Annotated in this window: 20 protein-coding genes and 1 tRNA gene; 11 read left to right on the plus strand and 10 right to left on the minus strand. The window is 71.6% G+C overall.

The window, feature by feature from the left end; genetic code table 11:
• The first annotated feature begins 66 nt into the window (after positions 1-66).
• The gene (locus P2F65_RS13460) at positions 67-834 is read left to right on the plus strand and encodes a DUF4118 domain-containing protein (protein ID WP_275808570.1); all 768 of its coding nucleotides are present in this window, start codon (positions 67-69) and stop codon (positions 832-834) included.
• Positions 835-918: 84 nt separating this feature from the next.
• The gene (gene ppsA, locus P2F65_RS13465; RefSeq protein WP_275808573.1) at positions 919-3,249 is read left to right on the plus strand and encodes a phosphoenolpyruvate synthase; all 2,331 of its coding nucleotides are present in this window, start codon (positions 919-921) and stop codon (positions 3,247-3,249) included.
• 67 nt (positions 3,250-3,316) lie between these two features.
• On the opposite strand, the gene P2F65_RS13470 is transcribed toward ppsA, so the two are convergent.
• A complete protein-coding gene (locus P2F65_RS13470) occupies positions 3,317-4,264 on the minus strand; it encodes a class I fructose-bisphosphate aldolase (protein ID WP_275808576.1) in 948 nt (315 codons plus the stop codon).
• 168 nt (positions 4,265-4,432) lie between these two features.
• On the opposite strand from P2F65_RS13470, the gene P2F65_RS13475 reads away from it, so the two are divergent.
• Entirely contained in the window at positions 4,433-7,045 is a 2,613-nt protein-coding gene (locus P2F65_RS13475; RefSeq protein ID WP_275808579.1) for a cation-translocating P-type ATPase, read from the plus strand.
• Between the two features lie 52 nt (positions 7,046-7,097).
• Here the strand turns inward: P2F65_RS13475 and P2F65_RS13480 are convergent, their stop codons facing one another.
• On the minus strand, positions 7,098-8,129 hold the full coding sequence (locus tag P2F65_RS13480) for an aldo/keto reductase (protein WP_275808582.1): 1,032 nt from the start codon (positions 8,127-8,129) through the stop codon (positions 7,098-7,100).
• 125 nt (positions 8,130-8,254) lie between these two features.
• On the opposite strand from P2F65_RS13480, the gene P2F65_RS13485 reads away from it, so the two are divergent.
• From P2F65_RS13485 to P2F65_RS13500, 4 genes are all read left to right on the plus strand, one after another.
• Positions 8,255-8,995: an amino acid ABC transporter ATP-binding protein gene (locus P2F65_RS13485; protein WP_275808584.1), complete on the plus strand. Its 741-nt coding sequence runs from the start codon at positions 8,255-8,257 to the stop codon at positions 8,993-8,995.
• A gap of 84 nt (positions 8,996-9,079) precedes the next feature.
• Positions 9,080-9,916 (plus strand): glutamate ABC transporter substrate-binding protein, encoded by an 837-nt coding sequence (locus P2F65_RS13490; protein ID WP_275808587.1) that lies wholly within the window; start codon positions 9,080-9,082, stop codon positions 9,914-9,916.
• A gap of 88 nt (positions 9,917-10,004) precedes the next feature.
• Positions 10,005-10,670 (plus strand): amino acid ABC transporter permease, encoded by a 666-nt coding sequence (locus P2F65_RS13495; protein WP_275808590.1) that lies wholly within the window; start codon positions 10,005-10,007, stop codon positions 10,668-10,670.
• Complete coding sequence (locus P2F65_RS13500) at positions 10,667-11,566, plus strand: amino acid ABC transporter permease (RefSeq protein WP_275808593.1); 900 nt, start codon at positions 10,667-10,669, stop codon at positions 11,564-11,566. Before P2F65_RS13495 ends, P2F65_RS13500 begins: the two co-directional genes overlap by 4 nt.
• 55 nt (positions 11,567-11,621) lie before the next feature.
• Here the strand turns inward: P2F65_RS13500 and P2F65_RS13505 are convergent.
• The 3 genes from P2F65_RS13505 to dnaG all read right to left on the minus strand — a co-directional run bounded on the left by P2F65_RS13505 (position 11,622) and on the right by dnaG (position 14,366).
• Positions 11,622-11,697, minus strand: a tRNA-Asn gene (locus tag P2F65_RS13505).
• 201 nt (positions 11,698-11,898) lie between these two features.
• Positions 11,899-12,423 carry a hypothetical protein gene (locus P2F65_RS13510; protein ID WP_275808595.1) on the minus strand — a complete coding sequence of 175 codons (525 nt, stop codon included), beginning with the start codon at positions 12,421-12,423 and terminating at the stop codon, positions 11,899-11,901.
• Complete coding sequence (gene dnaG / locus P2F65_RS13515; protein WP_275808599.1) at positions 12,423-14,366, minus strand: DNA primase; 1,944 nt, start codon at positions 14,364-14,366, stop codon at positions 12,423-12,425. The genes P2F65_RS13510 and dnaG overlap by 1 nt, the downstream gene beginning before the upstream one ends.
• Positions 14,367-14,849: 483 nt before the next feature.
• Between dnaG and P2F65_RS13520 the strand changes: the two genes are divergently transcribed.
• Together P2F65_RS13520 and P2F65_RS13525 are read left to right on the plus strand one after the other, a co-directional pair.
• Positions 14,850-14,975 carry a hypothetical protein gene (locus P2F65_RS13520; RefSeq protein WP_275808603.1) on the plus strand — a complete coding sequence of 42 codons (126 nt, stop codon included), beginning with the start codon at positions 14,850-14,852 and terminating at the stop codon, positions 14,973-14,975.
• A 125-nt stretch (positions 14,976-15,100) separates the two neighbouring features.
• Complete coding sequence (locus P2F65_RS13525) at positions 15,101-15,550, plus strand: DUF2568 domain-containing protein (protein ID WP_275808606.1); 450 nt, start codon at positions 15,101-15,103, stop codon at positions 15,548-15,550.
• Here the strand turns inward: P2F65_RS13525 and P2F65_RS13530 are convergent.
• Together P2F65_RS13530 and P2F65_RS13535 are read right to left on the minus strand one after the other, a co-directional pair.
• Positions 15,503-16,732 carry a deoxyguanosinetriphosphate triphosphohydrolase gene (locus P2F65_RS13530; protein WP_275808609.1) on the minus strand — a complete coding sequence of 410 codons (1,230 nt, stop codon included), beginning with the start codon at positions 16,730-16,732 and terminating at the stop codon, positions 15,503-15,505. The two genes, P2F65_RS13525 and P2F65_RS13530, sit on opposite strands and share 48 nt — an antisense overlap.
• Positions 16,733-16,742: 10 nt before the next feature.
• Positions 16,743-17,396 carry a YdeI/OmpD-associated family protein gene (locus tag P2F65_RS13535; protein WP_275808612.1) on the minus strand — a complete coding sequence of 218 codons (654 nt, stop codon included), beginning with the start codon at positions 17,394-17,396 and terminating at the stop codon, positions 16,743-16,745.
• A gap of 77 nt (positions 17,397-17,473) precedes the next feature.
• On the opposite strand from P2F65_RS13535, the gene P2F65_RS13540 reads away from it, so the two are divergent.
• Positions 17,474-18,028, plus strand: a complete 555-nt coding sequence (locus P2F65_RS13540; protein ID WP_275808614.1) for a type 1 glutamine amidotransferase domain-containing protein — start codon at positions 17,474-17,476, stop codon at positions 18,026-18,028.
• A gap of 119 nt (positions 18,029-18,147) precedes the next feature.
• Here the strand turns inward: P2F65_RS13540 and dusB are convergent, their stop codons facing one another.
• On the minus strand, positions 18,148-19,374 hold the full coding sequence (gene dusB, locus P2F65_RS13545; protein ID WP_275808617.1) for a tRNA dihydrouridine synthase DusB: 1,227 nt from the start codon (positions 19,372-19,374) through the stop codon (positions 18,148-18,150).
• 15 nt (positions 19,375-19,389) lie between these two features.
• Positions 19,390-20,148: an alpha/beta hydrolase gene (locus P2F65_RS13550; RefSeq protein WP_275808620.1), complete on the minus strand. Its 759-nt coding sequence runs from the start codon at positions 20,146-20,148 to the stop codon at positions 19,390-19,392.
• Positions 20,149-20,195: 47 nt separating this feature from the next.
• On the opposite strand from P2F65_RS13550, the gene P2F65_RS13555 reads away from it, so the two are divergent.
• Positions 20,196-21,023, plus strand: a complete 828-nt coding sequence (locus tag P2F65_RS13555; RefSeq protein ID WP_275808623.1) for a rhodanese-like domain-containing protein — start codon at positions 20,196-20,198, stop codon at positions 21,021-21,023.
• Here the strand turns inward: P2F65_RS13555 and P2F65_RS13560 are convergent.
• Entirely contained in the window at positions 21,020-22,426 is a 1,407-nt protein-coding gene (locus P2F65_RS13560) for a glycine--tRNA ligase (RefSeq protein ID WP_275808626.1), read from the minus strand. The two genes, P2F65_RS13555 and P2F65_RS13560, sit on opposite strands and share 4 nt — an antisense overlap.
• Positions 22,427-22,467: the final 41 nt, after the last annotated feature.

Consider the following 22,467-nt stretch of genomic DNA (forward strand, 5'->3'; position numbering starts at 1 on the left):
CCACGCCCCGTCAGGAGGGCGACAAGACCCTTGACGGCAGGCCTGCCGGTGCGCAGTCATGGCCTCATGGACCTCAGGCGTCTCCCCCGCAGGCACCGCGGGCTGACGGTGCTGGTGGCTGCGGCGGCGCCCCTCGCCGCGGCAGCTCTGCTGTCGCTGTTCCGTGGCACCCTGACCGCCGCCACCGACGTGCTGGTGCTGGTCGCCGTCGTGGTCGTGTTCGGCGCGACCGGCATCCGCGCGGCCGGCCTGGCCGCCGCGCTGTCCGCGGTTGCCTGGTTCGACTTCTTCCTGACCGAGCCCTACGGCTCGTTCGCGATCGACGACCCCAACGACCTCGAGATCGCGGTCATCCTGCTGCTCATCGGTGGCGTGGTGACGGAGACGGCCCTTTGGGGGCAGCGGCAGGAGGCCGCGCTCAGCAGGGAGACCGGTTACGTCAACGGGGTGCTCGCCACGGCACAGTCCGTCAGCGAGAGCCGGGGCAGCGCCGACGAGGTCACTCAGGCGGTGGCCCAGCGGATCCGCGACCTCCTCGACCTCGACGGCTGCACCTTCGCCCCGGGCGGTCGCGCCGACGACCTCGAGCCGACCCTGCGGCACGACGGCTCACTCGTCCGCGGGGCGCAGGTGCTCGACGTGGAGCGTGACGGGTTCCCCGCCGACGAGGCGGTGGTGCTGCCCGTGCGCGTGGCCGGCGAGCTCCGCGGCCGTTTCCTGCTCACGGCCTCCTCGCACGTGGCGCGCCCCTCGGCGCAGCAGCGGCGGGTCGCGGTCCTGCTGGCAGACCAGGTCGCCAGCCTGCTGCCCGCCACGGGGAGCGGCGCCCAGTAGCGCGCCCGGCCCCACCGCGTCGACAGGGTCCTCGTGGGCCCTACGGCCCTGTGCCGCAGCACCTGTCCCGCTGACGCTGGGAGCATGACCACGAGTCCTGACTCCGCCGTGCCCACCGCTCGTGCCACCGAGCTGATCGCCTGGTTCGAGGACCTCTCCCGGGCCGACGTTCCGCGGGTCGGAGGCAAGGGCGCCAACCTCGGCGAGCTGGCCGGGGCCGGGCTTCCGGTGCCCGCCGGCTTCGTCATCACGGCGCAGGCCTACCTGCAGGCCATGGAGGAGGCGGGCGTTCGCGAGGCGATGCAGGCCGCGGCCTCGGCGGTCGATGTCGACTCAGCCGAGGCGCTGTCCTCGGCGTCGGCGCGACTCCAGCAGATGGTCCACTCGGCGGGGCTTCCCGCCCCCCTCGAACGTGCGGTGCTCGACGCCTACGGACGGCTCGACGAGGGACGCGTCGCCGTGCGTTCCTCGGCCACCGCTGAGGACGCGGCCTCGACGTCGTTCGCCGGCATGAACGAGACCTTCACCAATGTCAGCGGTGGCCCGGAGCTGCTCGCGCGGGTCGTCGACTGCTGGGCCTCCCTCTTCGGCCCGCGGGTGGTGGCCTACCGCGCGACGCACCGCCTGGCGGAGGAGCCCGCGATCGCCGTGGTCGTGCAGCGGATGGTCGACTCCGACGCCTCCGGGGTGATGTTCACCGCGGACCCGGCCACCGGCGACCGCGGCACGGTGGTGGTGGAGGCGGCATACGGCCTCGGTGAGGTGGTGGTCGGTGGACAGGTGTCCCCCGACACCTACGTCGTCGCCAAGGACGGCCCACGCATCCGGCAGGTCCACATCGGCACCAAGGCCGAGCAGATCGTCCGAGGGCCCGACGGCCACGACCAGCGACTCCCGGTGCCGGCGGACCTCCAGGGGCGGCGGGTGCTCGACGACGACGCGGTCCTGACCCTGGCACGCATGGCGATGCAGATCGAAAACCATTACGGCACACCGCAGGACGTCGAGTTCGCGATCGAGGGTGGCCAGACGTGGGTCGTGCAGTCGAGGCCCATCACGACCTTGGGCGCGCCGGGTGCCACCAACGACGGCGAGGTGCCGGGAACGGCGCTGCTCAGCGGCCTGGCTGCCGCGCCCGGTACCGCCACCGGGCAGGTGCGCATCCTGCGCAGCACCGCCGACGGGCCCCGCCTCATGGCGGGCGAGGTGCTGGTCGCCAGCATGACCAACCCCGACTGGGTGCCGACGATGCGACGGGCCGCAGCCCTGGTGACCGACGGCGGCGGGGTGACGTGCCACGCCGCGATCGTGGGGCGTGAGCTGCACCTCCCCACCATCGTGGGGACGCGCCACGCCACCACGGTGCTGCGCGACGGCGAGCTCGTCACTGTCGACGGCGCCAAGGGCGTGGTGTATGCCGGTGCGCCGGCTGCCGCGGCCGCGGCGCCCGCTCCTGCCGCCCTGGTGCGGGACGCCGCCGAGCCGGAGTCGGCGCCCGCGACCGGCGCCGAGGCCACGGGCACCCTGCTCTACGTCAACCTCGCGATCGCCGACCATGCCGAGGCGGTCGCCGCCATGCCGGTCGACGGCGTGGGCCTGCTCCGGGCGGAGTTCATGATCACCGACGCACTGCGGGGCGAGCACCCCAAGCACCTGCTGGCCACGGGTCGAAGGGCCAAGTTCGTCGAGACGATGAGCGAGTCCGTGCTGCGCATCACGCGTGCCTTCGCCCCGAGGCCGGTGGTCTACCGAGCCGTCGACTTCCGCACCAACGAGTTCCGCGGCCTCACCGGAGGCGAGGAGTTCGAGCCGGTGGAGGCCAACCCGATGATCGGCTACCGCGGCTGCTACCGCTACATCCGCGACCCCGAGCTCTTCGCGCTCGACCTCGACGTCGTCGCCCGCGTCCGCGAGCAGACGCCGAACCTGCACCTGATGATCCCGTTCGTGCGCACCCGGTGGGAGCTCGAGGCCTGCCTCGAGGCCGTCGACATCCACGCCCTCGGACGGCAGCGCGGACTCCACCGGTGGGTCATGGCCGAGGTGCCGTCGGTGGTCTACCGCATCCCCGAGTACGCCCTCCTCGGCGTCGACGGCGTCTCGATCGGCTCCAACGACCTCACCCAGCTCATGCTGGGCGTCGACCGCGACTCCGAGATCTGCGCCGAGCTGTTCGACGAGTCCGACGCGGCCGTGGTCGACGCCATCGAGCGGATCATCGCGGCGTGCCGGGAGGCGGGCATCACCTCGTCCCTGTGCGGCCAGGCCCCGTCCAACCGGCCGGAGTTCGCCGAGGTGCTGGTGCGCGCCGGCATCACCTCGATCTCGGTCAACCCGGACGCAGCCGCGCGGGCGCGGCAGGTCATCGCCAGGGTCGAGCGCCGCATGCTGCTCGACCACGTCCGAAGAGGCTGAGCACCCTGCGCGGTGAGCACCCCATCGCGGTGGGGCGTGGGCTGACCCGCTCAGTGGGCTGGCCCGCTCAGTGGGTGGCGAGCTCCCGCTGCTCAGCGGTGGTGCCGATGTGGATGTCCATGACGTCGTGCAGCAGCCGGACCGCCACGTCGTGCGGGCGCTGGAAGGAGTTGCGTCCCATGATGGTCCCGAAGCCCCCGCCGAGCGCCGTCTGCCGGTTCTCCTCCAGCACGGCCGAGGTCTCCTTGGCCGCACCGCCGGAGAAGATCACGATGCGGTGCCCGTCGAACGCGGACTGCACCACGTGGCGGACGCGGTCGGCGAGCGTCCCGAGCGGTACCCCGGCCTTCTCGAGCGCCTTGCGCGCCGCGGGGCTCTCGACCATCTCGCTCGGCGGCTTGACCTTCACCACGTGAGCGCCGAGCTGGCAGGCGAGGTGCGCGGCATACGCCACGACGTCGACGGCGGTGCGGCCCTGCTCGGACACGCCCGAGCCGCGGGGGTACGACCACACGACAACCGGCAGCCCGGCGAACGAGGCGTCCGTCGCGAGGCTGCGCAGGTTCTCGTACATGCGGTTCCGTGCGGAGGAGCCTGGGTAGATGGTGAAGCCGACGGCCGCACACCCCAGTCGCACCGCGTCCTCGACGCTGGCCGTCACGGCGGGCTCGGGGTCCTTCCCCACGTAGAGGGAGTCGGCGCTGTTGCACTTGAGGATCAGCGGCAGCTCGGAAGCGAACGCCGGAGCCACCAGTTGGGCCGCGCCGAGCGGCAGTGCGTGCGCGCTGCAGCCGGCGTCGAGGGCGAGCTGGGCGTGGTAGCGCGGGTCGTAGCCCGCGGGGTTGGCTGCGAAGCTGCGGGCCGGGCCGTGCTCGAAGCCCTGGTCCACCGGCAGCACCACGAGCTTTCCGGTCCCGCCGGTGCGGCCCTGCTCCAGCATCCGGCGCAGGTTGGTCAGCGTCTGCGCGTCGTCTCCCTCGTACCAGGAGAGGATCTCGTCGACTCGTCGGGACATGGCTGCCTCTTCTCACCACGGGCCGACCGCACTGGCCGCGGACCGGCCGGGCCGGCTGACACCCCAACCGTTCTACGGAGGGGGCACCGCAGATAGGTCCGTTGGTCCCGAGTGTTCGGCCTCGCACCGTTCTAGGGTCGGAGCAGGGCTGGACGCCGGGAGTTGCCGATGACCGTTCTGCGGGAGCGGGGTCTGCTGGGCCTGTCCGCCGACGAGGCGGCTGCCCGGCTCGCCTCGGACGGGCCCAACGAGCTGCCCACGGCCAGGAGGCACACCCTCTCGAGGCAGGCGTGGGAGGTCCTGAGGCAGCCGATGCTCCTCCTGCTGCTCGGCGCCGGGCTCGTCAACTTCCTGCTGGCCGAGCCCCTCGACGGCGTGACCCTGCTGTCCTTCGTCGTGGTCGTGATCGGCATCTCGATCTACCAGGAGCACAAGACCGAGAACGCCCTGGCCGCGCTGCGGGACCTTTCCTCGCCCCGCGCACTGGTGGTCCGGGACGGCATACAGGTGCGGGTCGCCGGCCGGGACGTCGTGCGCGGGGACGTCGTCCTGCTCGCGGAGGGCGACCGGGTGCCTGCCGATGCCGTGGTCCTCGACGCCGTGAACCTGTCGGTCGACGAGTCGGCGCTCACCGGCGAGTCCGTGCCCGTGCGGAAGGCACCAGCCGGCCCGGATGAGGCCGCCGAGGGCGCACCCCGGGGCACGGACCGCGGCACCCGCGGCACCCGCGGCACCGGCGAGGGTACCCGCAGCCGCATGGGCAGGCCCGGTGGCGACGGCACGCCCTGGGTCTTCTCCGGGACGCTCGTGGTGAGGGGACGCGGCATCGCGGAGGTGTGCCACACCGGCTCCGACACCGAGCTCGGACGGATCGGTTCGGCCCTGCGCGAGATCGCGCCGGCGCGGACACCGCTGCAGCGCGAGGTCGACCGGCTCGTGCGGGTCATCGCCGTGGTGGGGGTGGCCGCTGCCGTCACGGTGGTGGTGCTCTACGGGTCCACGCGCGGACGCTGGATGGAGGGGCTGCTGGCAGGCATCGCCACCGCCATGGCCATGCTGCCGGAGGAGTTCCCGGTCGTGCTGACCGTCTTCCTCGCCCTCGGGGCCTGGCGCATCTCCCAGAAGCACGTCCTCACCCGGCGGTCGGCCGTGATCGAGGCGCTGGGCTCGGCGACGGTCGTCTGCGTCGACAAGACCGGCACGCTGACGATGAACAGCATGTCGGTGCGCCAGCTCGTCGTGGGGGGCTCGGTCCACACGCTGGACGGCGGCCCGCTCCCGGAGGCCTTCCACGCCCTCGCGGACTTCCTCGCGCTGGCATCGCCCGTCGACCCGTTCGACCCGATGGACAAGGCCTTCCGGGAGGTGGCCGACACCCAGCTCGCGGGCAGTGAGCACGACCACCCCGACTTCGAGCTCCTGCGCGAGTACCCGCTCTGCGAGGACCTGCTCGCCATGTCGCACGTGTGGCGCTCCCCCGACAGCACCAGCTATGTGGTCGCGGCGAAGGGGGCGCCGGAGGCCATCGCCGACCTCTGCCACCTCGCGCCACGGCAGCACGCGGCTTTGATGGAGGACGTACGCTGCGCGACCGCGTCCGGGCAGCGGGTCCTGGCCGCAGCACGGGCCCAGTTCAGCGATGCCCGGCCCCTGCCCACGGAGCAGCACGACTTCGACTTCGAGCTCCTCGGGCTGGCCGCCCTGCACGACCCGGTGCGCCCGGGGGTGCCGGAGGCGGTGGCCGAGTGCGCCCGGGCGGGGGTGCGCACGGTGATGATCACCGGCGACTACCCGGGCACCGCGCTCGCGGTCGCCCGCGAGGTGGGTCTCGACACGGACGCCGGCGTCCTCACCGGGCCCGACCTCGAGGCCATGTCCGACGACGAGCTGGCCCGCAGGGTCTCGGCGGTCAGCGTCTTCGCCCGCACGGTGCCCGAGCAGAAGCTGCGCCTCGTGCGCGCCCTGCAGGCGACGGGTGAGGTCGTCGGCATGACCGGCGACGGGGTCAACGACGCCCCTGCCCTGCGGGCGGCCGACATCGGCATCGCCATGGGCGCGAGGGGCACCGACGTTGCCCGGGAGTCCGCGGCTCTCGTCCTCACCGACGACGACTTCACCTCGATCGCCGCGGGCATCCGGCAGGGCCGCGGCATCTACGCCAACCTGCGCAAGGCGATGGCCTACATCCTCGCCGTGCACGTGCCGATCATCGGCATGTCGCTGGTCCCGCTCCTCGTGGCCGACTGGCCACTGGTGCTGATGCCCGTGCAGATCGCCTTCCTCGAGCTCATCATCGACCCGGCCTGCTCCATCGTGTTCGAGGCGGAGGAGGTCGACCCCACGATCATGGACCAGCCACCGAGGCGCCCGGGCGAGCCCGTCTTCGGCAGGTCGGTCATCGCCGTCTCGGCGCTGCAGGGGCTCTCCGTGCTGGCCGGCGTGCTCGGGGTCTACCTGTGGGCGCTCGCCTCCGACCGCCCCGCCGAGGTGGTCCGTTCGGTCACCTTCACGACCCTCGTCGCCGCCAACCTCGCCCTCATCCTCGTCAACCGCTCGTGGCGGCTGTCGATCGGGCGCACCCTTCGGGAGCGGCGCAACGCGGCGCTCCCGTGGGTGCTCGGCGCGGCCGTCGTGCTGCTCACCGCCCTGTTGACGGTGCCACCCCTGCGCGAGGCCTTCGACCTCGGCCCGGTCGGTCTCCTCGACGTCGCCGTGGCCGTCGTCGTGGGCCTTGCCGGGGTGGTCTGGTTCGAGGTCTACAAGGTCCTCTCACCGCGCTGACCGCCTCAGGGGAACGTGCCGAGGAGACTGCGCCCTGGCGACCGCCTGCGACCTAGCGCCCACCGGTGAGGCTGCGGTGGCGCTGCTCCCGGCCGGGAGCGCCGTAGGGGTAGTCGTCGACGCGCGGGGCGCTGGCCTCCGTCAGCCGCGCCAGCGCGTCGTCGCCGAGGTCGAGGTCTGCCGCCGCCATGGTGTCGACCAGCTGCTCCACCGATCGCGCGCCGAGGATGACCGAAGTGACCGCGGGCTGGGCGGCCAGCCACGCGAGGGCCACCTGGGCCGGCGTCGCGCCCGCGCCCTGCGCGACCTCCCGCACCGCGTCGACGACCCTCCACGTGCGCTCCTCGGCGTTGCGGCCCTCCCACGCCTCCATGCCGCGTTCGGGGTTGTCGCCCAGGCGGGTCGGGCCGCTCGGCGGGACGTCGCGCTCGTACTTGCCGGTGAGCCAGCCCCCGGCGAGCGGGGACCACGGCAGCAGGCCGATGCCGGCGTCGAGGGCCGCGGGGACGACCTCGTGCTCGATGTCGCGGACCAGCAGGTTGTACTGCGGCTGCAGGGTCACCGGGGGCGCCCAGCCGTGGGCGCGGGCGACGTGCACGGCCTTCGTGAGCTGCCAGCCGAGGTAGTTCGAGAAGCCGTAGTAGCCGATCTTCCCGGCGGAGACGGCGTCGTCGAGGAAGCGCAGAGTCTCCTCCAGTGGTGTCACGGCGTCCCAGGCGTGCATCTGGTAAAGGTCGACGTGCTCCACGCCGAGGCGCCGCAGCGAGTCGTCGAGCGCGGTGCGAAGGTGACGCCGGGAGAGCCCGAGGTCGTTGGGGCCCGCTCCCATCGGGAACCGGCCCTTGGTCGCCAGCACCACCTGTCGGGCCTCGGTGGGGCGCTTGGCCAGCCAGCGCCCGATGATCTCCTCGGAGACGCCAGAGCCGTAGACGTCGGCCGTGTCGACCAAGGTGCCGCCGCGCTCGACGAAGGCGTCCAGCAGGTCGAACGACGTGGCCTCGTCGGCCTCCGCCCCGAAGGTCATGGCGCCGAGGGCCTGGGTCGAGACGACGGCTCCGCTGCAGCCGAGAGTGCGGTGGCGCATGGGCCCTCCGAAGGTCGCAGGAGTGGGACCACTCCACGGTAGCGGCGGCGACACCACATTGCTTTTCGGCGAAAATGGCGAGGCGTCCTGTCCGCGGCACGCCGCCTGCGAGTAGGTTGCCTGCCATGACGGAGCCTCTCGTCGTCCTCAAGGGCGTCAACAAGCACTTCGGCGACCTGCACGTGCTGAAGGACATCAACCTCACGATCGGCAAGGGCGAGGTCGTCGTGGTGATCGGCCCATCGGGCTCGGGCAAGTCGACCCTGTGCCGCACCATCAACCGCCTCGAGACCTTCGAGAGCGGCACCATCGAGATCGACGGGAAGCCGCTGCCCGAGGAGGGCAAGGCCCTCGCGGAGCTGCGCGCCGACGTGGGCATGGTCTTCCAGTCGTTCAACCTCTTCGCCCACAAGACGATCCTGCAGAACGTCACGCTCGGCCCCATGAAGGCCCGTGGCGTCAAGAAGGCCGACGCCGAGAAGCGCGCCATGGAGCTGCTCGAGCGCGTGGGCGTCGCGCACCAGGCCCAGAAGTACCCGGCCCAGCTGTCCGGCGGCCAGCAGCAGCGCGTGGCCATCGCGCGGTCGCTGGCCATGGACCCGAAGATCATGCTCTTCGACGAGCCGACGTCGGCGCTCGACCCGGAGATGATCAACGAGGTGCTCGACGTGATGATCTCGCTGGCGAAGTCCGGCATGACGATGGTCGTCGTCACGCACGAGATGGGCTTCGCCCGGCGGGCAGCCAACCGGGTCGTTTTCATGGCCGACGGCCAGGTCGTCGAGGAGGCAGAACCCGAGACCTTCTTCACCCACCCCAAGTCGGATCGCGCCAAGGACTTCCTCGGCAAGATCCTCACGCACTGACGGCCCGGCTGAGCCGCTGAGCCGTCGACTCCCGACCGGTGCCGCAGAGCGCGGTCCCGGCCACACCCAACAGGAGGAAACACCATGACACTTCGTCGTTTCGGGGCCGCGGCGGCAGTTGCCGTCGTCGCGCTCGGCCTCACGGCCTGCGGCGACAGCGGAGACGGGGGCGACTCCGGCTCTGGCGGCGGGAAGTTCAAGGTCGGCATCAAGTTCGACCAGCCCGGTCTCGGCCTGAAGGAGGGCTCGGACTACACGGGCCTCGACGTCGACGTGGCGACCTACATCGCCAAGGAGCTCGGCCACGCCGAGGGCGACATCCAGTGGGTGCAGGCCCCCAGCGCCCAGCGCGAGACCCTGATCGAGACCGGCCAGGTCGACATGGTGGTCGCGACCTACTCCATCACCGACGCCCGCAAGGAGAAGATCTCCTTCGCCGGCCCGTACTTCATCGCCGGCCAGGACCTGCTCGTCCGCGCTGACGACTCCTCCATCACCGGGCCCGACGCCCTCACCGGCAAGAAGCTCTGCTCGGTGAAGGGCTCGACGTCCGCGCAGAAGGTCAAGGACAAGTACCCCGGCGTCCAGCTCCAGGAGTTCGGCACCTACTCCGAGTGCGTGGCGGCCCTGGTCTCCAAGGGCGTCGACGCCCTGACGACCGACAACACGATCCTCGCGGGCTACGCCGCGCAGGACCAGTACAAGGGCAAGCTCAAGGTCGTCGGCCAGACCTTCTCCGAGGAGCGCTACGGCGTCGGCATCAAGAAGGGCGACACCGCCACCTGCGAGAAGATCAACAAGGCGATCCAGAAGATGGTCGACGACAAGTCCTGGCAGAAGGCGGTCGACGACAACCTGGGCCCGGCCGGGTTCAAGGTCGACACCGCGACCAACCCGCCGAAGCAGGACCCCTGCTCCTGACCTGAGCAGCACGATGCGTATGCCGCCCCGCTGAGCCGGCGGGGCGGCATACGCACCGCACCGTCCCCACCCACAGAAGGGCCTTCCAATGGGTGACATCCTGGGCCAGTACGACGTCCTCGGGGCGTTCTGGCTGACGATCCAGCTGGCCTTCTTCTCGGCCATCGGGTCCCTGATCCTCGGGACCGTCGTCGCCGTCATGCGCGTCTCCCCCGTGCGCGTGCTGCAGCTGCTCGGCACGTGGTACGTCAACACCTTCCGCAACACCCCGCTGACGCTGCTGATGGTCTTCAGCATCCTCGGCGCGACGTACATCCTCGGCATCAACCTCGCGCCGGAGTCGTTCGAGGACAACAACTTCCGCTGGGCCGTCGTGGTCCTGTCGGTCTACCACGCCGCGTTCGTCTGCGAGGCGCTGCGCAGCGGTGTCAACACGGTGCCGGCGGGGCAGGCCGAGGCGGCTCGCGCGATCGGGCTGACCTTCGGCCAGAGCATGCGCGAGGTGATCCTCCCCCAGGCGTTCCGTGGCGCCGTCGCTCCCCTCGGCTCGACGCTCATCGCGCTCATCAAGAACACGACCGTGGCGGCCGTCATCGGCAACCCTGAGGCAGCCGGACTGATGAGTGAGATCGTCGAGAACGAGGGCAGCTCCATCGGCATCTTCCTGGTGTTCGCGCTCGGCTTCGTCATCCTGACCCTGCCCGTCGGCGTGCTGTTCACCAGCATGTCGCGACGCCTGGCGGTGAAGCGATGAGCGCCTCGGTGCTGTTCGACGCCCCCGGGCCCAAGGCCCGCCGCCGCCACGCGCTGCTCGCCGGCCTCGGCGTGCTGCTCACCCTGCTACTGCTCTGGCTCGCGCTCGGGAAGATGGGCGACGCCGGCCAGCTCGAGAAGGACCTCTGGTCGCCGTTCCTCACCGCCGAGGTGTGGCAGGAGTACCTCCTCCCCGGCATCTGGGGCACCCTCAAGGCCGCGGCCATCTCGATGGTCCTGGCAGGCATCTTCGGGCTGGTGTTCGGCATCGGCCGCCTGTCGCACATCGCACCCATCCGCTGGGTCTCCGGTGTCGTCGTGGAGTTCTTCCGCTCCGTGCCCGTGCTGATCATGATGATCTTCTTCTTCGGGCTCTACTCGGCGAACAGCGTCTTCGACAGCGAGCTCAACCCGCTCGCCGCCGTCGTCACCGGGCTGACCCTCTACAACGGCTCGGTCGTCGCCGAGCTCGTCCGCTCGGGCGTGTACTCGCTGCCCAAGGGCCAGTCCGAGGCCGGGCTGTCGATCGGCCTCACCCGTGACCAGGTGCTCCGCTCCATCCAGTTGCCGCAGGCCCTGACGGCGATGCTGCCGGCTCTGATCGGCCAGATGGTCGTCGTGCTCAAGGACTCGGCGCTCGGCTACGCGATCACCTACCTCGAGCTGCTCAACTGGTCCAAGACCTTGGGCTCGGCCTACGCCAACACGGTGCCTGCGTACATCGTGGCGGCCATCCTGTTCATCACCATGAACTACCTGCTGACGGTTGCTGCCAGGCTGCTCGAGCAGCGGCTCAGCCGCCGCGGGCGGACCTCGCTCCCGGGGGTGGCCGAGGTGCCCTCCGGTGGTGACGTGGCGCCGGCCCCGACCGGCGGCATCGGCGGTCGCAAACCCTGACGGATGTGCAGCACGACGAAGGCCCCGATCCACTGGATCGGGGCCTTCGTCGCTGTGGCTCCCCCGGTTGGACTCGAACCAACAACCTGCCGGTTAACAGCCGGCTGCTCTGCCAATTGAGCTACAGGGGAATGGTCACCAGGCTGGGCCGTCGGGCCCGCCTCGATGGCGCTGCGCAACCATAGCAAAGGATGGGCCCGGGTCAGAAACGGGCTGGTCCCCCGTGTCTCCCCCACGTCGACACGCTGGGAAACGGCCCTTCGCCGCCGCGCGAAGGGCCGTTTCCCAGCGTGTCGACGGCCGGAGGTAGGGCTCATGACGGCCGGAAGGGGTCAGCTCAGGCCGACCTGCTCCTTGAGGTAGGCCAGGGCCTGCGCGGTCTGCAGGTCGACCCCGGGGTCACCGGCGCGCACCCCCTTGCCCAGCACCACCTGCTCGAGCAGCTCACCGGAGGCCAGGTCCTTGCGGATGACCGCCCGGGCGCTGCGCCGCTCCCCCAGGTCGACCCGCTGCGCCAGGACGACGGAGGCCTGCACCCGCTCGCGGAGCGTCTCCGGGAGGAGCGTGGTCTCCTTGAGCACCCACTGGGCCGGCCGGTGACGGTCGACCCAGGTGACGGTGAGCAGGTAGGCGTCGTGGGACCACGAACCGGCGTCGACCAGGTGCCACGGACGGTCGAGCACGACGTCGCCGGCCGGGCTCACGGCATACAGGCGGTGGTTGCTGGCCACGACGGTGGCCCCGGTGGTGTCGTCACGGGCCCACGCGAGCAGCCGCTCGCCACGGCCCAGGACGAGGGCGTCACGGACCTCCTGCGGGACCTTCTCGGGGCGGTCCCGCCGCAGCGACCACCCCATCAGCTGACCCGCTCGCGCAGGTCGGCCAGCTCGCGCTGGAGGGTCTGCAGCTCCCCGCTGAGCGCGCGGGACTGTGCCGGGTCGCTGTGCGGGTCAGCCGCCATCCGCCGCATTGCCGACATCGCGTCGGCGATCTTGCGGGTCAGGGAGATCTCCTTGACGCGGACGAGCAGGGCTGTGGTGTAGCGGCGCTCGGGCAGCCCGGTGGTCTTGTCGAACCGGGTGGGCAGCGGCGCCACCGCAAGCTCGGAGACCAGCGGCCGGACGGCCAGCGGCGCCGTCTCGGTGACCCTGTCGGCCCAGGCCTTCTCCGAGAGGCCAGGCTGCAGCCCACCGGCCGCCCGGATGCCGTCGAAGACGGCACGGTGGGCGGGGGCACCGAAGGACTCGGGGGCGATGGCGTCGACGTCGGCCGACTCGAAGCACGAGGGGAACTGCAGCAGGCACTGCAGGAGCTGTCGCTCGGCGAAGATGACGGGGTCGCGCAGGTCGGGCATCGGCATGGTGGCGCGCGCCTCCTCGACCGACGGTTCAGGCACCACGTCGACGTCGCGGCGGGCCGGCGCCCCGTGCGGGGTGTCCTCGCCCTTGGCCTCACGCGCGGCCATCCGGCCGGCACGGGCCACCTCGGCCTGCACCTGCTCCACCTCCACGCCGATCCAGCCCGCCACCGTGCGGGTGTACTCCGGGCGCATCGAGGTGTCGCGGATGTTGGCGACGATCGGCGCCGCCGCGCGCATGCCCTGCACGCGGCCCTCGGCGGTCGACAGGTCGAACCGGGCCAGCGTCGTGCGCACCGCGAACTCGAACATCGGCACGGCGTCGTCGACGAGGTGGCGCACGGCGGCGTCGCCCTTGGCCTGGCGCAGGTCGCACGGGTCCATGCCGTCCTCGGCCACGGCCACGAACGACTGCGAGGCCCAGCGCTGGTCCTCCGCGAAGGCGCGCATCGCGGCCTTCTGGCCGGCGGCGTCGCCGTCGAAGGTGAAGACGACACGGGCCGGCGCGAGGTCGGCCTCGTCGCGCATGATGCGCCGGAGCACCTTGATGTGGTCGATGCCGAAGGCGGTGCCGCAGGTGGCCACCGCGCCCTCCACGCCGGCGAGGTGGCAGGCCATCACGTCGGTGTAGCCCTCGACGACGACGGCCTTCCGCTCGGCGGCGATCGCCTTCTTGGCGGCGTCGAGGCCGTAGAGCACGGTCGACTTCTTGTAGATCGGGGTCTCTGAGGTGTTGAGGTACTTCGCCGCGATGCGGTCGTCGTCGAACAGGCGGCGCGCACCGAACCCGACAGTGTCACCGGTGATGTCGTGGATCGGCCAGACGAGCCGGCCCCGGAACCGGTCGTAGAGCCCCCGGCTCCCCCGGCCGGACAGGCCGCCCAGGGTCAGCTCCTCCTCGGTGAAGCCCTTCGAGCGCAGGTGGCGGGTCAGCTCCTCACCGCCGCGGGGCGCGAAACCGACCCCGAACCGCTCCGCGGCCTTGCTGTCGAAGCCTCGAGCGCGCAGGAAGTCACGGCCGGCCCTCGCCTCGGGAAGGTTGAGCAGGGCGTGCGCGTAGAACTCCTGTGCGACGCGGTGCGCCTCGATGAGCCGGGATCGGCGGCCGAGGGACTCGCCGTCGCGGGGCCTGCCACCCTCCTCGTACTGGAGCTCCATGCCCAGCTTCTGCGCCAGCCGCTCGACGGCCTCCGCGAAGGTCAGGTGCTCGACCTTCTGGATGAACGAGATGACGTCGCCGCCCTCGCCGCAGCCGAAGCAGTGCCAGGCCCCGACGGTGGGCCGGATGTTGAACGACGGGGTCTTCTCGTCGTGGAACGGGCACAGGCCCTTCATCGACCCGGGACCGGCCGGGCGCAGGGTGACGTGCTCGCGCACCACGTCCTCGATCGACGAGCGCTCTTTCACGAGCGCGATGTCGTCGGCCTTGATCCGACCCGCCACGTGTCCTCCTTGTCGGGGCCGAGTCTAGGTGGTCGCCCCCGACACGCGCGCCAGGCTCCACCACAGTTCGTATGCCGGGTGCAGGGCCTCCGTCCGCGCGTCACCTCGGGCGGTCGTCCACAGCGGACCGACTGGCGCCCCACCGTCCACAGAGCGTCGTTTCTCGGCTTGCGCGGACCCTCGCCGTGTGACGCTTGTTCCCCTGCGCTGCAACGGTTTCCGGCTGGTCCGTCAGAAGTCGGGTTGTCGGTGGCCTCACCTACGCGGCTCGCGGACGTCCTCCAGGGGCTGGTCGGTCTGGCCGCCGAGCAGGGCCCGCGGGCCTGCCGGCAGCTGCGCTCGCCCCCGAGACCGTGCGCCGGCTGTGCTGCGACGGGTCGGTCATCCCGATCGTGCTCGGCCACCACCTTGTCCACCGGGCAGACCTCGGCCCCTCGGACCTGTCGAACGCGGCACTGCTGTGCGAAACGGCACCACGCGGTCGTGCACAACCGCCGCTACGCCGGCCGAATCGTCAAGGACCCGCACGGCGAACGGGTCGAGTGGGACCTGGTACGCGGGTCCTACGACGAGCTGCTCGCCCGTCGCGCCGCGCTGGAACCAGCGTGACCCCGCCCCACACCCCGCCGACACCGGCGGGGCCGCAGGCACGTCACTTCGAGGACCACTGGCTGGCCACAGGCATGTCGGCGAACGGCCTCGCTCCCCCTGACGCGCCACCTAGCATCGGCCTCGTGGCCCGCACCGACCCTCCCCCAGCACCAGGTCCGGCGCAGCTGGCGGTGAGTCCGCTCCAGGGTCTCCTGCTGGCCGTCCTGTTCCTGGTCGAGGTCCTGTGCCTGGTGGCGGTCGCCTGGTGGTCGGTCGATCTCGGCGGGGTGCTGGGCATCGCCGTCGCAGTCGTCACCGTGTCGGTCATGGTTGCCCTGTGGGGGCGCTACGCCGCACCGAAGGCCGCCCAGCGGCTGCACGGTCTGCCCTTGGCCGCCTTCATGCTGGGGTGGTTCGCGGTCGGAGGCGTCTGCCTGGCCGCCGTCGGCGGCCAACCCTGGTGGGGCGTGTCGCTCGTGGCCGGCTTCGCCCTCGTCAAGGGCCTGCTCCGACTGACGGGCTACCGGCACTCGGGTTGGGGGTCGTCAGCGCCAGCGGCGGTGGAGGGACAGCGCCCGGACGTCGGTCAGTGACGCCACCTGGTCGACGATGACGCGCAGCGCCGCGGCGTCCGACTCGGCCGCCTTCCAGTCGGCGAGCAGGTCGAGGTCCAGGCGCTCGGCGGGCGACTCCTGGTAGGCGGCCACGAGGTCCCTGACCACTGCCCGCTGGCCGGCCATGACCTCGACGCGCTCCTCGGCATACATGACGAAGTGCGCTGCCGTGGCCTTGAGCACCGCGACCTCGGCGCGGGTGTCGTCGGGCACGACGAGGTCGGCGTCGTAGCGGGTGAGGTCGCCGTCGCCGTGGCGCTCACGGGTGGCGAGCTCGACGGCGTGGACGAAGCGCCCGATGAGCCGCGACGTCATGTCCTTCAGCGCGGCGAGGTCACGCCGCGACCCGTCGTAGGCGGTTGGCACGGCTCCGGTGGCCAACACCCGCTCCAGTGCTGCCCCGAGGTCGTCCGCGCCGAGGTCGGCGGCATACAGCCCGCTGGCCATGGCCAGCACCTGCTCGACGTCGGAAGCGTCGCGCAACCGCCGGAGGTCCAGCCGTCCCGAGGCCACGGCGTCCTCGACGTCGTGGACCGAGTAGGCGACGTCGTCGGACCAGTCCATGACCTCGGCCTCGAGGCAGCGTCGACCCTTCGGGACGCTGTCACGGAACCACGCGAACACGTCCAGGTCCTCGGCGTACACCCCGAACTTGCGCGTCCCCTCGACACCCTCCCCTCGCGCCCACGGGTACTTGGTCGCGGCGTCGAGGCTGGCCCGGGTGAGGTTGAGCCCAGCAGGTCGCCCGTCGGGGTGCACCCGCTTGGCCTCCAGACGCGTGAGCAGTCGCAGCGTCTGCGCGTTGCCCTCGAATCCGCCTATGCCAGAAGCGATCTCGTCAAGCACCTGTTCACCGTTGTGCCCGAACGGCGGGTGCCCGATGTCGTGCGCGAGGCAGGCGGTGTCGACGACGTCGGCGCTGCACCCGAGAGCCGCACCGAACTCGCGGCCGATCTGCGCCACCTCGAGCGAGTGGGTCAGCCGGTTGCGCACGAAGTCGTCGTCACCCGGTTGCACGACCTGGGTCTTGGCGGAGAGCCGCCGCAGGCTGGCCGAGTGCACCAGCCGCGCGCGGTCGCGCGCGAAGTCGTCGCGGTCGGCGCGCTTGTGGACCGGGTCCTCGCGCACCCAGCGCTCCCGGTCGGTGTCGGAGTAGGCCACGGTGCTGACTCTAGGTGGCCTCCCGAGCGGCCCGCGCAGCGCGCTCGACCCACCTCGGCTCCGTGCCGTAGCGCTGCGGCGGCACGAGGCGGCCGTGGGCACTGTCGTCGATGAGCTGGGCCAGCCGCTTCTCCCGGGTGACCTCCTGCTTCCCGTCGAGCACCCACGCGGTGACGGCCTTGCGGTAGGCCGGCGTAGCGACTTCCCAGAAGGCCGCTGCGGCGGCGTTGGCCCGCAGCCGCTCCTCGTAGCCCTCCGGCAGGGCGAGCTCGCCCTGCTCGAACGAGTAGACGCCCGACCGGGCGTCACTGCGCCGCTCGAAGGCCGCGACCCCGGCGGGGCGCATGCGTCCCTCGGCAGTCAGGCGTTCCACGTGTCCGATGTTGACCCGGCTCCAGATGCTGCCCGGCTTCCGCGGGGTCCAGCGCTGCCGCACCGTGTCGTCGTCGATGCGCTGGGAGATGGAGTCGATCCACCCGAAGCAGAGAGCCTCGTCGAGCGCCTGGCGGTAGGTCAGCCCCCGGTGCGCCGCGTGCTTCTTGTACAGCCCGACCCACAGGCCCTCATGAGTCGCGTGGTTCTCCTCCAGCCAGGTCCGGAACTCGTCCGGCCCGTCGAAGAACAGCGCTGGGCGTTCGTCCGATCCACCCGGTTGTCCGACCATGGGGCGAGCCTGCCACGCGGCGCCGACAGCCGTGGCCACGAATTGCGCTCTTCCGGGGGCGGGCGCAGGGTGGAGCCATGAGCCATCTGAGTGGAAAGAGCATCGCTTTCCTCGTCGCCCCCGAGGGCATCGAGCGTGTCGAGCTGACCGAGCCCTGGAAGGCCGTCAGCGACGCAGGTGCCACCCCGGTGCTGCTCAGCACCAAGGAGGGCGAGGTGCAGACCTTCAACCACCTCGACAAGGCGGAGAGGCGCCCGGTCGACAAGACCGTCTCGAGCGCCTCCGTCGACGACTACGACGCCCTGGTGCTCCCGGGCGGGGTGGCCAACCCCGACGCGCTGCGCATGGACCAGGACGCCATCGCGTTCATCCGCGAGTTCGTCCAGTCCGGCAAGGTCGTGGCCGCCATCTGCCATGCCCCGTGGACCCTCGTCGAGGCCGACGTCGTGCGCGGCAAGCAGCTCACGTCGTGGCCGAGCCTGCAGACCGACATCCGCAACGCCGGCGGTGACTGGGTCGACAAGGAGGTCGTCGTCGACGGCAACCTCATCACCAGCCGGAAACCGCACGACCTGCCCGCCTTCACCGGCCACCTGCTCGACGCCGTGGCGCACGGCATCGCCTCGCGGTAGGCGCGACGCCAGGGGGACGTCCCCCTGAACAGCTGCTGCTCGGCCATCCCACCGGTGGCCGGGCAGCAGCGCTGTGTCCGGGCCCGCTGGGCCGCCGCAGACCTCAGCCGCCGCAGACCTCAGCCGCCGGAGACCGACAGCTCCGCCTGGGCGACGGCCTGCCGCGCGGCCTCGTTGAGCTCCTGGCTGTCGAGCCACCCCTCGGGCAGGGCGACCTGCCGAGGCGAGCCGGCCCGTCCCCGCTGGCCCTCGGCCGCGTCACCCGGCCACGGTGCCTCGGGGTCCATCGTGGCGATGAGGGCGTCGAGCGCCTCGAGCGAGTCGACGAGGGCGAGATGGTGCCGCACGGTCGAGCCCGCCGGGAAGCCCTTGAGGTACCACGCGATGTGCTTGCGGATGTCGCGGCAGGCCTTGAACTCGTCCCCGTAGAAGTCGACGAGGTACTCGGTGTGGCGGCGCATCGTCGCCGTCACCTCGCCGAGCGTCGGCTCGATGCGGGCGGGGGTTCCGGCGAAGGCTGCTGCCAGGTCGGTGAACAGCCAGGGGCGTCCGAGGCAGCCCCGGCCGACGACGACGCCGTCGCAGCCGGTCTCCTCCGCCATCCGCACGGCGTCCTCGGCCGACCAGATGTCGCCGTTGCCGAGCACGGGGATGCTGCGCACCGTCTCCTTCAGCCGGGTGATCGCGGTCCAGTCCGCCTCGCCCGAGTAGGCCTGGGAGGCGGTCCGGCCGTGCAACGCGACCGCCGCGACCCCGGCCCGCTCCGCGATCAGCCCGGCGTCGAGGTAGGTCAGGTGCTCGTCGTCGATTCCCTTGCGCATCTTCACCGTGACGGGGACGCCCGACGGAGAGGCCTCGCGCACGGCGGCCGTCACGATCGCCTCGAAGAGGTCGCGCTTCCACGGCAGCGCCGCTCCCCCGCCCTTGCGGGTCACCTTGGGCACGGGGCAGCCGAAGTTGAGGTCGATGTGGTCGGCGCGGTCCTCGGTCACCAGCATCCGCACGGCCGCGGCCACCGTGGCCGGGTCGACGCCGTAGAGCTGGATCGACCGCGGGCTCTCCTCCGGGTCGTGCTCGATGAGCCGCATCGACTCCGGCGTCCGCTCGACCAGCGCGCGCGAGGTGATCATCTCGCTCACGTAGAGCGACGTCGCCCCGCTGGCGCCTCCGCGCTCGAGCCCCTCCTGGCCGTACTCGCGGCACAGCCTCCGGAACGCGCGGTTGGTGATGCCGGCCATCGGCGCGAGCACGACGGGCGACTCGATGGTGTGGGGGCCGATCTGCAGCGGCGGCAGGATGGGGGTGGCTGCGGGAGCTGGTGCGGTGGCGGAGGCTGTGCTGGTCATGGCGCCCGCATTGTCTCAGGTGCTGCGGCCCTCCTCAGAATCCGCGGGGGCCGAGACTGGGTCCGAGACCTCGTGGGCGAGGTCGCGCAGCATGGTCGCGACCACGCGCGGGTGGCTGAGCGGCAGCAGGTGCGTCGCGCCCGGCACCACCACGACCCGGGCGTCCCGGCACTGGGCGGCGAACTCCCGCGCGTGCACCCGCAGCTGGTCCCACTGCCCGCTGAGCAGGAGCACCGGGCAGGTCACGTCGCGCAGCAGCCGGGGGTCGCCGTCGGCCATCACCGCTGCCCAGGCATCGGCGGTGGCCTCGTAGGAGTCGCTGCCGTCGAGCACCGTCCGAGCGGTCTCCTCGTCGGTGAGCCGGGTCAGCACCCGGTTCGACAGCCTGGCCATCCGCTCCGGGCCGACCTTCGGGATCAGTGACGCAAAGGCGCGGTATGCCGCGGCGCCGGGTCCGCGGGGCACCGCGGACGCCCCGATCAGCGCCAGTCCGGCGAGGCGGTCGGGGTGGGCGCCGGCATACGCCATGGCCATGTAGCCGCCGAGCGAGTGGCCTGCGAGCACGACCGGTGCACCCGGCTCCCCTCCCTCGACCGCCTCGGCGAGGACATCGACTGCGGCCGCGGTGGTGAACGGGTCCCCGGCCCGCGACCCGTGCCCCGGGAGGTCGGGCGTCACGACGTCGAGCTCGGCGAGCACCTCCTCGTAGGCCGGCAGCCGCCACTGGGCGCTGCTCACGCGGGTGCCGTGCACCAGCACGAGCCGGGTCGTCATGCCCCGACGCTACGCGAGGCCGCCGGCGCTGCGGTTGGATGTGGCTCATGAGCGCCCTCATCAGCCCCGAGGATCTGCGTGGCCGGCTCGACGATGTCGTGGTCGTCGACGTCCAGTACCACCTCGGGGCGGTCGGCAAGGGCCGCGACGACTACGAACGCGCGCACCTGCCCGGCGCCCACCACGTCGACCTCGACGCCGAGCTCGCCGGTCCCCCCGGCCCCGGCGGGCGGCACCCGTTGCCGACGGCCCACTCGGTGCAGGCGGCGCTGCGCCGCTGCGGCGTCGACGCCGACACCCGGGTGGTCGTCTACGACCAGGGCGCGTGCACGGCCGCCGCTCGCGCGTGGTGGGTGTTCGGCTACTACGGCCTCGGGTTCGTTCAGGTGCTCGACGGCGGGCTGGCCGCGTGGGCCGGGGCGGGAGGGCCCGTCAGCACGCAGGTGCCGCCCCCGGGCGCCGGGACCTTCGAGGCGCACGCCGGCGGCATGCCGCTGCTCGACGCCGACGGGGCGGCCGAGGTGGCCCGCCTCGGCGTGCTGCTCGACGCCCGCTCGACCGAGCGCTGGGCCGGCGAGACCGAGCCCATCGACCCGGTCGCCGGGCACATCCCCGGTGCCGTCAGCGCACCCACCGTCGACAACATGGGGCCGGACGGCAGGTTCCTGCCCCAGCACGAGCTGCGGGATCGGTTCACGGCCCTCGGCGTGAGGCCGGGCAGGCCGGTCGGCACCTACTGCGGGTCAGGGGTGACGGCGGCGCACCAGGCGCTCGCCCTGCACGAGATCGGCGTCGAGACGCCGGTCTACGTCGGTTCGTGGAGCCACTGGATCACCGACCCGGGGCGGCCGGTCGCGACGGGCCGAACCCCCTAGCAGCCGACGAGGCGCGCGGCCAGGTAGGACTCGATCTGGTCGAGCGAGACCCGCTCCTGGCTCATCGTGTCGCGCTCGCGCACCGTGACGGCGTGGTCGTCGAGGGTGTCGAAGTCGACCGTGACACAGAACGGCGTGCCGATCTCGTCCTGGCGGCGGTAGCGGCGGCCGATGGCGCCGGCGTCGTCGAACTCGACGTTCCAGTGCTGGCGCAGCGCGGCGGCGAGGTCCTTGGCCTTCGGCGTCAGGTCGGCGTTGCGCGACAGCGGCAGCACGGCGGCCTTGACCGGCGCGAGACGCTTGTCGAGGCGCAGCACGACGCGCTTGTCGACCCCGCCCTTGGTGTTGGGGGCCTCGTCCTCGGAGTAGGCATCGACGAGGAACGTCATCAGCGAGCGGGACAGGCCGGCTGCCGGCTCGATGACGTAGGGCGTGTACTTCTCGCCGCTGGCCTGGTCGAAGTAGACGAGGTCGGTGCCCGAGTGCTTCGTGTGCGTGCCGAGGTCGAAGTCGGTGCGGTTCGCGATGCCCTCGAGCTCACCCCACTCCGAGCCGGCGAAGTTGAACCGGTACTCGATGTCGACGGTGCGCTTGGAGTAGTGCGACAGCTTGTCCTGCGGGTGCTCGTAGTGGCGCAGGTTGTCGGGGTTGATGCCGAGGTCGGTGTACCAGCGGGTGCGCTCGTCGATCCAGTACTGGTGCCACTCCTCGTCCTCACCAGGCTTGACGAAGAACTCCATCTCCATCTGCTCGAACTCGCGGGTGCGGAAGATGAAGTTGCCCGGCGTGATCTCGTTGCGGAAGCTCTTGCCGGTCTGCGCGATGCCGAACGGCGGCTTCTTGCGCGAGGCGTTCATGACGTTGAGGAAGTTGACGAAGATGCCCTGGGCGGTCTCGGGGCGCAGGTAGTGGAGCCCGGACTCGTCCTCGATCACGCCGAGGTAGGTCTTGAGCATCATGTTGAACTCGCGCGGCTCGGTCCACGCGCCGCGCGTGCCGCAGTTCGGGCAGGCGATGTCGCTCAGGGGGATGGTGTCGGGGTCGACCTCCTTGCCCTTCTTCGCCTCCTTCTCGGCGATGGCCTCCTGCATGTGGTCGAGCCGGAACCGCTTGTGGCACGACTGGCACTCGGTGAGGGGGTCGCTGAACTCGCCGACGTGGCCCGAGGCCACCCACGTCTCGCGCGGCAGGATGATCGAGGAGTCGAGCCCGACGACGTCCTCGCGGCCGGTCACGATCGACTTCCACCACTGGCGCTTGATGTTCTCCTTGAGCTCCACGCCGAGCGGGCCGTAGTCCCAGGCCGACCTCGTACCGCCGTAGATCTCACCGCACGGGAAGACGAAGCCCCTGCGCTTGCAGAGGGAGACGACGGTGTCCACGGTGGAGGTCGGTGCAGCCATGCGGAGAAGGTTACCGACCGCCTACCGGGCGCTCACGCGGG

The sequence above is a fragment of the Knoellia sp. p5-6-4 genome (genome assembly GCF_029222705.1).
GTDB lineage: Bacteria > Actinomycetota > Actinomycetes > Actinomycetales > Dermatophilaceae > Pedococcus_A.

Excerpts from the sequence above, each read along its gene's own strand:
- P2F65_RS13500 (WP_275808593.1), top strand. The coding sequence starts at position 10,667 with ATGAGCGCCTCGGTGCTGTTCGACGCCCCCGGGCCCAAGGCCCGCCGC.
- P2F65_RS13475 (WP_275808579.1), top strand. The coding sequence starts at position 4,433 with ATGACCGTTCTGCGGGAGCGGGGTCTGCTGGGCCTGTCCGCCGACGAG.
- P2F65_RS13480 (WP_275808582.1), bottom strand. The coding sequence starts at position 8,129 with ATGCGCCACCGCACTCTCGGCTGCAGCGGAGCCGTCGTCTCGACCCAG.
- P2F65_RS13540 (WP_275808614.1), top strand. The coding sequence starts at position 17,474 with ATGAGCCATCTGAGTGGAAAGAGCATCGCTTTCCTCGTCGCCCCCGAG.
- P2F65_RS13560 (WP_275808626.1), bottom strand. The coding sequence starts at position 22,426 with ATGGCTGCACCGACCTCCACCGTGGACACCGTCGTCTCCCTCTGCAAG.
- P2F65_RS13555 (WP_275808623.1), top strand. The coding sequence starts at position 20,196 with ATGAGCGCCCTCATCAGCCCCGAGGATCTGCGTGGCCGGCTCGACGAT.
- P2F65_RS13485 (WP_275808584.1), top strand. The coding sequence starts at position 8,255 with ATGACGGAGCCTCTCGTCGTCCTCAAGGGCGTCAACAAGCACTTCGGC.
- P2F65_RS13510 (WP_275808595.1), bottom strand. The coding sequence starts at position 12,423 with ATGGGGTGGTCGCTGCGGCGGGACCGCCCCGAGAAGGTCCCGCAGGAG.
- P2F65_RS13460 (WP_275808570.1), top strand. The coding sequence starts at position 67 with ATGGACCTCAGGCGTCTCCCCCGCAGGCACCGCGGGCTGACGGTGCTG.
- P2F65_RS13535 (WP_275808612.1), bottom strand. The coding sequence starts at position 17,396 with ATGGTCGGACAACCGGGTGGATCGGACGAACGCCCAGCGCTGTTCTTC.
- P2F65_RS13495 (WP_275808590.1), top strand. The coding sequence starts at position 10,005 with ATGGGTGACATCCTGGGCCAGTACGACGTCCTCGGGGCGTTCTGGCTG.
- P2F65_RS13550 (WP_275808620.1), bottom strand. The coding sequence starts at position 20,148 with ATGACGACCCGGCTCGTGCTGGTGCACGGCACCCGCGTGAGCAGCGCC.
- P2F65_RS13490 (WP_275808587.1), top strand. The coding sequence starts at position 9,080 with ATGACACTTCGTCGTTTCGGGGCCGCGGCGGCAGTTGCCGTCGTCGCG.
- ppsA (WP_275808573.1), top strand. The coding sequence starts at position 919 with ATGACCACGAGTCCTGACTCCGCCGTGCCCACCGCTCGTGCCACCGAG.
- P2F65_RS13470 (WP_275808576.1), bottom strand. The coding sequence starts at position 4,264 with ATGTCCCGACGAGTCGACGAGATCCTCTCCTGGTACGAGGGAGACGAC.
- dusB (WP_275808617.1), bottom strand. The coding sequence starts at position 19,374 with ATGACCAGCACAGCCTCCGCCACCGCACCAGCTCCCGCAGCCACCCCC.